Consider the following 13,211-nt stretch of genomic DNA (forward strand, 5'->3'; position numbering starts at 1 on the left):
TGGGTTCGCACCAGCCGTTATGCCGTCCGTGATGACACATTGCGGAAGCCCTGGCTTGGGCGAGAAGCACGGGGGCGGATAGTCTTGGTCGGCCGGAATGGCCATCGAATCCGGGCCGCTGCACACAGCACTTGAAAATGGAGCTGCTCCTCCGTCGAATCGTCGCTCGCCATCGCTTTGCCAAATGGTGGCTCGTTGCACATCAGCAGACGTTCGCCGACAGAGTGCGACGGACCGTTCCTGGCCGCCGGCGGACCGATCCGGCGCGGCGCGATAAGGGACGTGGTGTGTGGTTCTGGTCTCGGCCGATAGAGGCTTGAGCCGTGGCGGTGCAGATCGGCAGCGGCAGAAGTTAGGCGACGGTCGAGCCGGTGGGAATCGGTATCTCGCCGGACAAGTCCAAATCTTCAGCCGCCTTCCATGCGCCTGTCCGACGGTCAACTCGCAGAATTCGCGTATTGCCGTGCTTGGCAATTAAGAGCAGGTCGATCGTGTCCTCGGAGTTGTTAGCCAGGTCGAAACCCTTTCGGAAAACGACGATCTTGCTGAACGTGTCGGCGACGAGTTGTCTGGCCTGAGTGCGCGCCTCGTAGTCGAGTTGTTCGACGCCATGAACCAGCATTGCCCATGCTTCCGCCACCGCCGGGGTGGCATTGTTCGCGCTGGCCGCGAGTTCATGCTCTAGCGTCTCAATTACCTTTTGCTCGGCGGTGAGCTGTGACTCGAGTTCTCGCGCCTTTCGCACGAACGCCACGGGAGGGGCGTCACTATCTGCCAGCATGGACTCGGTGACACGTGTGATCTGCGTTTCGACGTCTTTAGCGCGCTGCCGTGCCGCCGCGAGGCGGGCGGCAAGGGCCTTCGATCCGTCATCGCCTTCGAGAAGCCGGGTAAGGTTCATCTGGTCGGCGCAGAAATTCATGATGGCGCGTTCTACCGGTACGACACTACAACTTCCGCCGACGTGACATCCCTGATTGTGGCTGTAGCCTACGCAGATCAGACGCCGATGGCCGTCTTGGGGGTGTCCGTTCTCCTTTCGCTTCCGGGTCATCAGGTTCTGGCCGATGACGGCCGTGCCGCAGTAGCCACAGTATGTAATGCCCAGGCCGGTGACGATACCCGGGATCTCGCCCTTGCCCTTGCGGCGGCCGCGTTGTTCGGCCAGGTGCTGCAGTTCGGCGAATTCGTTCTCGGTTAGAAGCGTCGGGTAGTAGCCTTGGAGACGATACGTCTCTCCATCAACCTCAAGCGATTTCTCGCCGATCAGCGCGCGGTTGCGGATGACCCTGTAAATGTGCTGGGATTGGTTGCCGCCATTTGTGATCGACAATCCTCGCTCCGCCAACTCGCGAATCGTCCTGACGGCGCCATGTCCGTGTTTAAACATGTCGATCATCAGGCGCACCGCGTCGGCGCGTTCCGCAACCAGCTCGAACCGGTTGTCTGTGCCGAGGCTGGTCCAATGTGGATCCTTGCCATTCCGCACGACGCCGCGCCATGTACCGGCGATCCATCCCTGACACTGCCGGCGGATCGCTGCCTTGACTCGCTTGCTCTTCGTGTCCGATTCTTCGTGCGCACGGATCATAACCAGCAGGCTATAGACCAGGTCCATCGGTTGAGCTTTCAGTTTTTCCCGGTTGTATTTTCGGCCGTCGCTGGCGGTGACGACGGTAATGCCGGCGTTGATGATCTGCGCGAGTTGCGCCTGCGCCTGAATAGGCTCGGCGCGGCTCAAACGGTCTAGACCTTCAACGACCAGAACCGAGCCCGGCGCTATGCGCCCCTCGTCGACCGCGAGCAAGAATACCCCTAACGCCCCTTGCTTTACGTGTTTCTGGTGATAGGCTGACAGCCCCTCGTCGCGGAGGGAGAGGGTCTCGTCGAGCTGCATGGCGTGCTCAGCCGCCCAGCGGTTCGCGTACTCTATTTGGCGGTCTGCACTGCTACCGGCCGCCTGTTTCGGGTCTGAGAAGCGTAAATAGCTGTAAACTCTCGACTTTGCTGTCATTCCAAGAATCCCCAAATGTCTAAGCTGCAGAGCATCACCAAGTCCGAATCGCCCCGTATAGGTATAGTATCGCTCGGTTGCCCCAAGGCCCTCGTCGATTCCGAGCAGATCATCACCCAGTTGCGCGCCGAAGGCTACGAAATCTCCGGCACCTATGACGGCGCGGACCTCGTGGTCGTCAACACCTGCGGCTTCATCGACGAAGCCGTGCAGGAAAGCCTCGACGCGATCGGCGAAGCGCTCAACGAAAACGGCAAGGTGATCGTCACCGGTTGCCTCGGCGCGAAGAAGAGCGCGAGCGGTTCGGGGCTGATCGAGGAAGTGCATCCGAAGGTGCTCGCCGTAACCGGCCCGCACGCGCTCGGCGAGGTGATGCAGGCGGTGCACAGCCATCTGCCGAAGCCGCACGATCCGTTCGTCGATCTGGTGCCCGCCGCGGGCGTCAAGCTCACACCGCGCCACTACGCGTACCTGAAGATTTCCGAAGGCTGCAATCACCGCTGCACGTTCTGCATCATCCCGTCGATGCGCGGCGATCTGGTGTCGCGCCCGGTCGCGGAAGTGATGCTCGAAGCGGAGAACCTGTTCAAGTCCGGCGTGAAGGAACTGCTCGTGATCTCGCAGGACACGAGCGCATATGGCGTCGACGTCAAATATCGCACCGGTTTCTGGAACGGCAAGCCGATCAAGACGCGCATGACGGATCTGGTCGCCGCGCTCGGCGAACTCGCCGCGCAATATGGTGCGTGGGTGCGCCTGCATTACGTGTATCCGTATCCGAGCGTCGACGAAGTGATTCCGATGATGGCCGAGGGTCCGTACAAGGGCCACGTGCTGCCGTATCTCGACGTGCCGTTCCAGCACGCGCATCCGGAAGTGCTGAAGCGCATGAAGCGCCCGGCCAACGCCGAGAAGGTGATGGAGCGCGTCAAGGCCTGGCGCGAGACCTGCCCCGATCTGACGATCCGCAGCACGTTCATCGCCGGCTTTCCGGGCGAGACCGAAGAGCAGTTCGAGACGCTGCTCGATTTCATCCGCGAGGCGGAGCTCGATCGCGTCGGCTGTTTCGCGTATTCGCCGGTCGAAGGCGCGAGCGCGAATGAACTCGACGGCGCGCTGCCCGATGAAATGCGTGAGGAACGTCGCGCGCGCTTCATGGAAGTGGCCGAGCAGGTGTCGGCCAAGCGCATCGCGAGGAAGGTCGGCAAGACGCTGAAGGTGCTCGTCGACGAAATCAACGCGGACGGCGGCATCGGCCGCACCGCGGCGGATGCGCCGGAGATCGACGGCGTCGTCTATATCGCGCCGTCCGCCAAGGCGTCGAAGCGCTACAAGGTCGGCGATTTCGTGTCGGTGAAGATCACCGGCGCGGACGGCCACGATTTGTGGGGCGAGGTCTAAGCGATGACGCACAGCGCGGCCGCACAGCCTGAAGCTCACACACCGGACATCCTCGCGCTCGGCGAGGCGATGATCGAATTCAACCAGTCGGCGAAGGATCAACCGAACTACCTGCAAGGCTTCGGCGGCGACACGTCGAACTTCTGCATCGCGGCTGCGCGCCAGGGTGCGAGGACCGGTTTCGTGTCGGCGGTCGGCGCCGATCATTTCGGACGCCTGCTGGTCGATCTGTGGGAGCGCGAGCAGGTTGACACGTCGCTCGTGCGCATCGATGCGCAAGCGTCGACCGGCGTCTATTTCGTGTCTCACGGCCCCAACGGCCACGCGTTCGACTATCTGCGCGCGGGCTCGGCGGCGAGCCGCTATGCACCCGCCGATCTGCCGCGCGACGCGCTCGCGGCGGCGAAGGTCGTCCATCTGTCCGGCATCAGTCTCGCGATCAGCGTCAGCGCCTGCGACGCCGCGCTCGAAGCGATCGCGCATGCGCGCGCGAATGGCGCGCGCGTGAGCTTCGACACCAATCTGCGTCTTAAGCTGTGGCCGCTGGCGCGGGCGCGCGCGGTGATGCTCGAGGCGATCCGCCAGACTGACATCTGCCTGCCGAGCTGGGACGATGTGACCGAACTGACGGGGCTGACCGGCCGTGACGAGATCGTCGATTTTCTGCTGTCGCACGGACCGAGCGTGGTCGCGCTGAAGCTCGGCAAGGACGGCTCGTATATCGCGACGCCTAACGAGCGACGCGTCGTGCCGGGTCACGTCGTCGATGCGGTCGATGCAACCGGCGCCGGCGACTGTTTCGGCGGCGCATTCATCGCGCGCATCGTCGCGGGCGACGATCCATTTGCCGCCGCGCGCTACGCGAACGTTGCCGCCGCGCTGTCCACGCAAGGCTATGGCGCGGTCGCGCCGATTCCGTCGCGCGAGACCGTCGAGCGGCTGCTGGCGGGGTAGATATTACGTAAGCTGCGCGGCGCAGCATGGTCTGCGTTGGCGCAATCATCCAGGCGAACTGGAGAGACAACAGGAGGGGCAAGCGATGCAACGGGACGTAGTAGTGGTGAGCGGTGTGCGCACGGCAATCGGCACGTTCGGCGGCAGCCTGAAGGATTTCGCGCCGACCGATCTCGGCGCGCGCGTGGTGCGCGAAGTGCTCGAGCGCGCGAGCGTGTCGGGCGACGAAGTCGGACACGTCGTGTTCGGCAACGTCGTGCACACCGAGCCGAAAGACATGTATCTCGCGCGCGTCGCGGCGATCAACGGCGGGGTTGCGCAGCATACGCCCGCGCTGACCGTCAACCGGCTGTGCGGCTCGGGCTTGCAGGCCATCGTTTCGGCCGCGCAGAGCGTGCTGCTCGGCGACGCCGACATTGCGATCGGCGGTGGCGCGGAAAACATGAGCCGCGCGCCGTACTCGATGCCGGCCGCGCGCTTCGGACAGCGCATGGGCGACGCGCGTCTGGTCGACATGATGGTCGGCGCGCTCAACGATCCTTTCCAGTCGATCCACATGGGCGTGACCGCCGAGAACGTCGCGCGCAAGTACGAGATCTCGCGCGACGCGCAGGACGCGCTCGCGCTCGAGTCGCATCGTCGCGCGGCCCACGCGATCACGAGCGGCTACTTCAAGGAACAGATTCTGCCGATCACGATTCCGTCGAAGAAGGGCGACGTCGTGTTCGACACGGACGAGCACGCGAGGCTCAACGCAACGGCGGACGACTTCGCGAAGTTGAAGCCGGTGTTCGCGAAGGAAAACGGCACGGTGACGGCGGGCAACGCCTCGGGCATCAACGACGCGGCCGCGGCCGTCGTGCTGATGGAGCGCGGCGTCGCCGAGCGGCGCGGCGTGAAGCCGCTGGCGCGGCTCGTGTCGTACGCGCATGCGGGCGTCGATCCGGCGTACATGGGCATCGGGCCGGTGCCGGCGAGCCGCAAGGCGCTCGAGCGGGCGGGTCTGACGGTCGCCGATCTCGACGTGATCGAGGCCAACGAGGCATTCGCCGCGCAGGCCTGCGCGGTCAGCAAGGAGCTCGGCTTCGATCCGGCCAAGGTCAATCCGAACGGCTCGGGCATTTCGCTCGGCCATCCGATCGGCGCGACCGGCGCGCTGATTACCGTCAAGGCGCTGTACGAGCTGCAGCGCATTGGCGGGCGTTATGCACTCGTCACGATGTGCATTGGCGGGGGGCAGGGCATCGCGGCGGTTTTCGAGCGTCTCTGATCGCGCACGGCAGCCCGGCGCTGCAAAGGTAGCGAGCAGGGACCAGTAACAAGGATGGACAGGATGCAGGAAGCGAAAGTGACGAAGGGTTCGGCAACGCGCGCCTTGCGCCTGCGCGCCGGCGTGGTGGCGAGCGCTGCCGCACTGCTGTGCGCCGGCACGGTGCTGTGGATGCCGTCGCAGGCGTGGGCGGAAAGCGATGCGGTCAAGGCACTGGCCGCGCCGCCTCCGATCCAGCTGCCGCTGAAACCGAGCCCCGAGTTCGCGAAGTTTCCGCGCTACGCGGGCACGCTCGGCGCGCGGCCGATCGTGCTGCGGCTCGGGCCCAAGACCGACGATCCATCTGGCGTGCACGGCGAGTATCAGTACACCGATAGCGGCGAGGTGATTCTGATCGCCGGCGATCGCGACGGCGATACGCTCGAAGTCGAGGAATCGAACGACGGCACGCATATCACCGGCAACTGGGTCGGCAAGTTCGCGGCGGACGGCTCGCTCGAAGGCGACCGCATGAACGTCGACGATTCGAACCCGCAGGAATTCAGCCTGAAGCCGCTGGCGGCAGGGCAGGCGGTGCCGGTGGCCGGTTCGGCCGGCGGTGCGGCGACCAGGCCTGCAGCCCCCTCACCGCAACCGGCCGCGGCCAACGGCGCAGCGGCGCCTCCCGCGCCGGCACCCGCTGCCGGCGGGCACCCAGTGGGCGGCGTCAGCAACCTGCAAACGGGCTACTGATGCGCACGCGCGCCGGGCATCCGGAATCGCGCAGCGCGGCCGTTGCTTCAGGCTCGCTTCACGATGTTTTTCACCGAGCTTCACATGACTGAATCCAAATTCAAACATGGCCTGCAGACCCGCATCGTGCGTGCCGAGGACCAGATCACGCCGGGCTTCGAATCGTTCTCGACGCCCGTCACGCGCGCGTCGACGGTGGTGTTTCCCGACCTCGCCGCGATGCGCGCGCTCGACTGGAAAAACGACGCGCAATGGCGCTACGGCCTGCATGCGACGCCGACGCAGATCGCGCTCGCTCAGCGCCTCGCCGCGATCGAGGGCGGCAATCATGCGCTGCTGCAGCCGTCGGGTCTGTCGTCGATCTCGAACGTCTACTTCGGGCTCGTGAAGGCCGGCGACGACGTGCTGATTCCCGATAACGTGTACTCGCCGAACCGCGACCACGGCGACTGGCTCGCGCGCGATTTCGGTATCACGGCGCGCTACTACGATCCGCTGATCGGCGCGGGCATCGCCAGTCTGATCCAGCCGAACACGCGCCTGATCTGGATCGAGGCGCCCGGCTCGGTGACGATGGAAGTGCCCGACGTACCGGCCATCACGGCGGCGGCGCGCGCGCGCAAGGTCGTCACCGCGATCGACAACACGTGGTCCGCGGGCCTCGCGTTCCGGCCGTTCGACCACGGCGTCGACATCTCGGTGCAGGCGCTGACCAAATACCAGTCGGGCGGCGGCGACGTGCTGATGGGCGCGACGATCACAGTCGACCGCGACGTGCATGTGAAGCTGAAGGCGGCGCGCATGCGCATGGGGATCGGCGTGTCCTCGGACGACTGCTCGTTGATCCTGCGCAGCCTGCCGAGCATGCAGTTGCGTTTCGCGCAGCACGATCGCGTGGCGCTGTCGCTCGCGACGTGGTTGAAGAGCCGGCCGGAAATCGTCGCGGTGTTGCATCCGGCGCTCGCCGACTGTCCGGGGCACGAAGTGTACAAGCGCGATTTCAGCGGCGCGGGCGGACTGTTCTCGGTGGTGTTCGACGAACGCTACAGCGCGGCGCGGATCGACACGTTTTGCGAGTCGCTCGAACTGTTTTCGCTCGGCTGGAGCTGGGGCGGCGCGCATAGCCTCGCGATGCCGTACGACATCGCGTCGATGCGCACTGCGGCGCAGTGGCCGCATCGCGGCACGTTGGTGCGCTTCTATATCGGTCTGGAAGACGAGGCGGACCTGCGTGCGGATATCGAGCAGAGCCTGGCCAGGCTGGCTTAACACGCGTTAGCCCTGTTCGACACGTTGTTCGAGAAGCCCGCCGGGATCTCTTCCCGGCGGGCTTTTTTGTGTGCGCCCAGCATGGGCGCACTCCTGGAGGTGCAAGTCCTCCCATAAGCTGACCACAGCGAATGAAGTGAAGCGCAACTGCGTAAGGGTGACCGAGCGTGGGGAGGAAGCGTGGAGCAAAGCCGTGAGCCGATGGACAAGAACCGGATATGAGGCGGCACCGATCAGGGCGAGCGGGCACGAATCTGCGAAGCTCTTGTGGTCAAGGATTGGTGCCGTAAATCCGGCGGTTGTGCGGTGAAGGAGTGCGTTCTTACCTGGGGAGATCTCGCCTCATGCCTGAAAGGGCAACGGTGTCGAACCGGAGCGAGAAGTCAGCCGAGGTCGTAGTAGTCACAGGACAGGTCGGCAAGGCTGAAGCTGGTGACGAAGGACCGAACGGGAAGGAGTGTTCAGGGATATGCCGATGCGGCAGGCAATGCGTCAGATGCCCGTGCAAACGGGGCGAGCGGGAGCAGCGCGTGGTGAAGCTGCGCATGTACCTGTGAGCGACGAAGCCGGCTGCCCGCGGCATGAACCCGGGAGCACAGGGTCAGCGTTGCTGGAAGCGGCGTTGACGAGAGAGAACCTGAAGCGGGCGTTCAAACGGGTGCGGGCCAACAAAGGAGCCGCTGGGGTGGATGGTCTGGGCGTTGACCAGACTGCGCGCCATCTGGTGACGGCGTGGCCAGCGATTCGTGAACAACTGCTGAAGGGGACGTACCGGCCCAGCCCGGTACGGCGGGTGACGATTCCGAAGCCGGACGGAGGCGAGCGCGAGCTTGGTATCCCGACGGTAACGGACCGGTTGATCCAGCAGGCTCTGCTGCAGGTGCTGCAGCCGGTTCTGGATCCCACCTTCAGCGAGCATAGCTACGGCTTCCGGCCCGGACGGCGTGCACACGATGCGGTGCTTGCCGCGCAGTCGTACGTGCAGTCAGGCCGGCGAATCGTGGTGGACGTTGACCTGGAGAAGTTCTTCGACCGGGTCAACCACGACATCCTGATCGACCGCCTACAGAAACGCATTGGAGACGCTGGTGTAATCCGGCTGATCAGGGCGTATCTGAACAGCGGCATCATGGATGATGGAGTGGTTCAGCAGCGAGCCCAGGGCACGCCGCAAGGCGGGCCGCTATCGCCGCTGCTGGCCAACGTGTTGCTGGATGAGGTGGACAAGGAACTGGAGCGGCGGGGCCACTGCTTTGCGCGCTACGCCGACGATGCGAACGTGTATGTTCGTAGCCGCCGCGCGGGCGAACGGGTAATGGTGCTGCTGCGACGTCTGTATGGGCGATTGCGCCTGAAGGTCAACGAGACCAAAAGTGCGGTCGCGAGTGTGTTCGGTCGCAAGTTCCTGGGTTACAGCTTATGGGTGGCTCCAGGCGGTGTGGTCAAGCGCAAGGTGGCGGCCAAACCGCTGCTGGCGTTCAGGCACCGCATTCGTGAACTGACCCGCCGATCTGGCGGGCGCAGCATGAAGGACGTGGTGGCACGGTTGCGGACTTATGTGCAGGGCTGGAGGGCATACTTCCGGTTGGCGCAAACCCCCAGAGTCTGGCGTGAGCTGGATGAGTGGCTGCGCCACCGACTACGCGCCATCCAGCTTAAGCATTGGCGCCGTGGCTCAACCATCTACCGGGAACTGCGCGCGCTGGGCGCGTCATGCTCTGTGGCACAACAGGTGGCGGCGAACAGTCGCCGCTGGTGGTGCAACAGCGGCAAGCTCCTCAACAGCGTGCTGACCATCACTTACTTCGATCAGCTGGGTGTGCCCCGACTCTCCTAACCTCAACTTCCCGAACCGCCCGGTGCGGACCCGCATGCCGGGTGGTGTGGCAGGGGCGCAGCCTCAGGCTGCCCCCTATGCCGATTGCCCTGAGTATCAGGCAGACCCGAACGGATCCCTTGAGCGCCGGCCTCAAATCAACCGCAGCAAACCGTCCAGTCCAACGAAATTGAACGACACGCTGGCTGCTTCCCGCACCACCGGCTTCGCCCGGAATGCAACGGAGAGTCCGGCTTCGGTCATCATTTTCAGGTCGTTCGAGCCGTCGCCCATCGCAATTGCGCGCGACGGTTCGATGCCGAGCGTCGCGCAGGTTTCGCGCAGCGTGCGCGCTTTCACGTCGGCATTGACGATCTCGCCCATCATATTGCCGGTCAGCTTGCCGTCGATGATTTCAAGCGTGTTCGCACGCGTGAAATCGAGCCCAAGGCGCGTCTTCAGCTTCGCGGTGAAGAACGTGAAGCCGCCCGACACGAGCAGCGTTTTCAGGCCCGCCTGTTTCGCGCCGGCCAGCATGCGTTCGGCGCCCGGCGACAACCGCAGCCGCTCCTCGTACACGCGCTCGAGCGCGCTGGCGTCGAGCCCTTTCAGCAGCGCGACCCGACGAATCAGGCTCTCGTTGAAGTCCTTGATCTCACCGCGCATCGCAGCCTCGGTGATCGCCGCGACTTCGGCTTTGAGCCCGCAGAAATCGGCGATTTCGTCGATGCACTCGATCGTGATCAGCGTCGAATCCATGTCCATCGCGACGAGGCCGAAGTCGCTCAACTGGCGGCCGGTTTCGACAAACGCGTAGTCGAGTTGATGCGCATAGCAATACGCTTCGACGTCGGCGCGTTGCGCGAGGTTCGCGTCGGCGATGCGAATCGCGTGCCCGTCGATGACGGCGGCGTGCGAGCCGCGTGCGAGCGCGACGAGCGTTTTGTGGTGGTCGGCGGAAAGGGGGGCGACGCTTTGAATGACGAGGTTCATGGACGACCGGTGACGCGGGAAGAAAGAGGCGCGTGGCGCGCGGAAAATCCCGCTATTGTATCGGTTCTGTGCGTTGGCCCGTCGCAGGCGGCTGTGCCGGGCTTGCCGTGCGCTCCGGCGGCGTGCGGTTCATACTGGCGCATCGAATCATGTGATGCAGTCGTCGCGTTGGCTGAAGCCGGCGATCGGCGCATCGCCGTAACGGAACAGGCCGAACGAATACGGTCACACGAACCCACCACCCCACACGGGCGCAACAAGACGCCCCACGGAGACAACGCATGACCCCGGCAACGGCCAGCGAGGCATCCTCCCTTGCCCGCGACTTCGATCTGCGTCATCTGAGCCCGGCGTTCTACGCCGATCCCTATCCGGTCTATCACGCACTGCGCAGCTATGAGCCAATCCGGCGCATGCCCGACGGCTCGCTGTTCCTGACGCGCTTTCGCGACGTGCAGGCGGTCTACCGCGACCCCAAGACCTTCAGCTCCGACAAGACCGTCGAGTTCCGCCCGAAATACGGCGACTCTCTCCTCTACGCGCATCACACCACGAGTCTCGTGTTCAACGATCCACCGCGCCATACGCGTGTGCGCAAGCTGATCGCCGGCGCGCTGACCGCGCGCGCGATCGCGGCGATGGAGCCCGCCCTGATCCGGCTCGTCGACGGCCTGCTCGATGCGGCCGCGCAGCGCGGGCGTATCGATCTGATCGACGAATTCGCGTCGGCGATTCCGGTCGAGGTCATCGGCAATCTGCTCGACGTGCCGCACGATGAACGCGCGCCGCTGCGCGACTGGTCGCTCGCGATACTGGGCGCGCTCGAGCCGTCGCTGACCGACGCGCAGTTCGAGCGCGGCAATCGCGCGGTCAGCGAATTCGTCGACTATCTGCGCGGCCTCGTCGCACGACGCCGCCGCGAGCCGGGCGATCCGCAGCACGACGTGCTGACGCGGCTGATCCAGGGGGAGGGGCCGGACCAGCAGCTATCTGAAGCCGAACTGCTGCAGAACTGCATTTTCATCCTTAACGCCGGGCACGAAACGACCACCAACCTGATCGGCAACGGGCTCGTCACGCTGAGCGAGTGGCCTGACGAGCGTGCCGCGCTGCTGCGCGAGCCGGAGTTGATCGGCACCGCGGTCGAGGAGTGCTTGCGCTTCGAGAGTTCGAACCAGCTCGGCAATCGCATGGCCACCGTCGATACCGAGATCGGCGGCGTCGCGCTCGCGCGCGGCACGCCGGTCACGCTGTGCATCGGCGCGGCCAATCGCGATCCCGAGCAGTTTGCCGAGCCGGACCGCTTCGATATCCGCCGCGACCCGAACCGGCATCTCGCGTTCGGGTTCGGGATCCATCAGTGCGCGGGTCTGTCGCTGGCGCGGCTGGAGGCGCGGATTGCGATCGGGCGCTTCGTGCAGCGCTTCCCGGCGTATCGCGTCGATGGTGAGCCGACGCGGGGCGGGCGCGTGCGGTTTCGCGGGTTTGCGTCGGTACCGGTCCTGCTCGAGCCTTGATGCGGGCGCCGCGTAGACCGCGCGCACCAGGAAAACCGTAGGTTTTGCCGCCTCGTCGCAAGACTTACAACCCCATGACAGCACGCCGCCGAGCCGAACCGCTCCTGCTTTACGCGTGGCAGCAGTGTCGAGCGCGCCGAAACGCGGGCACGCTTGCTGCTGCGCCTGATATTTCAGGGCCATGGGACAGGGGAGCGCGCGATGGCACACATGATCTGGAGGGGCGCAATCAGTTTCGGGCTCGTCCACGTACCGGTGCAGCTTTATCCGGCGACGCAGTCGGAGAAGGTCGGCTTCAATCTGCTCGACAAGCGCACGATCGATCCGATCGGTTACAAGCAGATCAACAAGCGTACCGGCAGGGACGTGACCCGCGACAACATCGTGCGCGGCTTCGAGTACGAGAAGGATCACTACGTCGTGCTGTCGGACGACGAAATCCGTTCGGCGAACCCCGAGTCGACGCAGACGGTCGACATCCTCGCGTTCGTCGACGCCCCCGACATCTCGTTTCTCTATCTCGATACGCCGTATTTCCTGACGCCCGACCGCAAGGGTGAAAAAGTCTATGCGCTGTTGCGCGAGGCGATGACGGCGTCGGGCAAGATCGGCGTCGCCAGTGTCGTGCTGCACAACAAGCAGCATCTGGCGGCGCTGATTCCGCTCGGTCCGATGCTCGCGCTGAACACACTGCGCTGGGCCGACGAGGTGCGCAATTTCGACGAATTCAACGTGCCGCCCGAAGGCATGAAGGCCGCCGGCGTGTCGGCGAAAGAACTCGACATGGCGAAAAAGCTGATCGACGACATGAGCGAGACGTGGGGACCCGATGCAGTATCACGATACGTTTCGCGACGACATCATGGCGCTCGTCGAGCGCAAGATCCAGGCGGGCAAGACCGAGGAGGTCGTCGAGGTCGAAACGCCGCACGAGTCGCGCAAGTCCGCCGACATTCTCGACCTGTCCGATCTGCTGCGCCGCAGTCTTGGCCGCGGCAAGGGCAAGCAGGCCACCACGGGCCGCAAGCGCGCCGCCGACGAGGACGAGGATCAGAGCGATAGCGAAGCCGAGTCCGATGAAGAGGCGGCCGCGCCCGCGCGCAAAAAGCCGCGCGCGGCAAGCACGGCGCGCAGTCGCAGCGGTAGCGGCGGCAGCGGGCGCGCGACGTCGAAAACCACCGCAACGTCCCGCAAACGGCGCGCGGCGGCCTGAGCGCGCGGCCCAGCCGTCTATCGCACCAAACG

General features: G+C 64.8%; 9 protein-coding genes and 1 pseudogene. 8 read left to right on the forward strand and 2 right to left on the reverse strand.

What is annotated here, in order from left to right:
• Window positions 1–352 precede the first annotated feature (352 nt).
• The gene (locus tag OKW41_RS29990) at window positions 353–2,014 is read right to left on the reverse strand and encodes a recombinase family protein (protein ID WP_429574885.1); all 1,662 of its coding nucleotides are present in this window, start codon (window positions 2,012–2,014) and stop codon (window positions 353–355) included.
• A gap of 15 nt (window positions 2,015–2,029) precedes the next feature.
• On the opposite strand from OKW41_RS29990, the gene rimO reads away from it, so the two are divergent.
• The 6 genes from rimO to ltrA all read left to right on the forward strand — a co-directional run bounded on the left by rimO (window position 2,030) and on the right by ltrA (window position 9,477).
• Window positions 2,030–3,415: a 30S ribosomal protein S12 methylthiotransferase RimO gene (gene rimO / locus OKW41_RS29995; RefSeq protein WP_429574886.1), complete on the forward strand. Its 1,386-nt coding sequence runs from the start codon at window positions 2,030–2,032 to the stop codon at window positions 3,413–3,415.
• A 3-nt stretch (window positions 3,416–3,418) separates the two neighbouring features.
• Window positions 3,419–4,369, forward strand: a complete 951-nt coding sequence (locus tag OKW41_RS30000; protein WP_429574887.1) for a sugar kinase — start codon at window positions 3,419–3,421, stop codon at window positions 4,367–4,369.
• Between the two features lie 85 nt (window positions 4,370–4,454).
• On the forward strand, window positions 4,455–5,639 hold the full coding sequence (gene bktB, locus OKW41_RS30005; protein ID WP_429449663.1) for a beta-ketothiolase BktB: 1,185 nt from the start codon (window positions 4,455–4,457) through the stop codon (window positions 5,637–5,639).
• A 63-nt stretch (window positions 5,640–5,702) separates the two neighbouring features.
• Window positions 5,703–6,371 carry a hypothetical protein gene (locus tag OKW41_RS30010; RefSeq protein ID WP_429574888.1) on the forward strand — a complete coding sequence of 223 codons (669 nt, stop codon included), beginning with the start codon at window positions 5,703–5,705 and terminating at the stop codon, window positions 6,369–6,371.
• A gap of 84 nt (window positions 6,372–6,455) precedes the next feature.
• Entirely contained in the window at window positions 6,456–7,640 is a 1,185-nt protein-coding gene (locus tag OKW41_RS30015) for a cystathionine beta-lyase (protein ID WP_429574889.1), read from the forward strand.
• Window positions 7,641–8,109: 469 nt separating this feature from the next.
• Window positions 8,110–9,477, forward strand: coding sequence for a group II intron reverse transcriptase/maturase (gene ltrA, locus OKW41_RS30020; RefSeq protein WP_187620135.1), 1,368 nt, complete (start codon window positions 8,110–8,112; stop codon window positions 9,475–9,477).
• Window positions 9,478–9,609: 132 nt separating this feature from the next.
• On the opposite strand, the gene serB is transcribed toward ltrA, so the two are convergent.
• Window positions 9,610–10,449 carry a phosphoserine phosphatase SerB gene (serB, locus tag OKW41_RS30025; protein WP_429574890.1) on the reverse strand — a complete coding sequence of 280 codons (840 nt, stop codon included), beginning with the start codon at window positions 10,447–10,449 and terminating at the stop codon, window positions 9,610–9,612.
• A gap of 281 nt (window positions 10,450–10,730) precedes the next feature.
• Here serB and OKW41_RS30030 point away from each other — a divergent pair, with 281 nt between their 5' ends.
• Window positions 10,731–11,966, forward strand: coding sequence for a cytochrome P450 (locus tag OKW41_RS30030; RefSeq protein ID WP_429574891.1), 1,236 nt, complete (start codon window positions 10,731–10,733; stop codon window positions 11,964–11,966).
• A 201-nt stretch (window positions 11,967–12,167) separates the two neighbouring features.
• A pseudogene (locus OKW41_RS30035) lies at window positions 12,168–13,179 on the forward strand (Ku protein).
• Window positions 13,180–13,211: the final 32 nt, after the last annotated feature.

The organism is Paraburkholderia sp. UCT70, from assembly GCF_050434085.1.
Lineage (GTDB): Bacteria > Pseudomonadota > Gammaproteobacteria > Burkholderiales > Burkholderiaceae > Paraburkholderia > Paraburkholderia tuberum.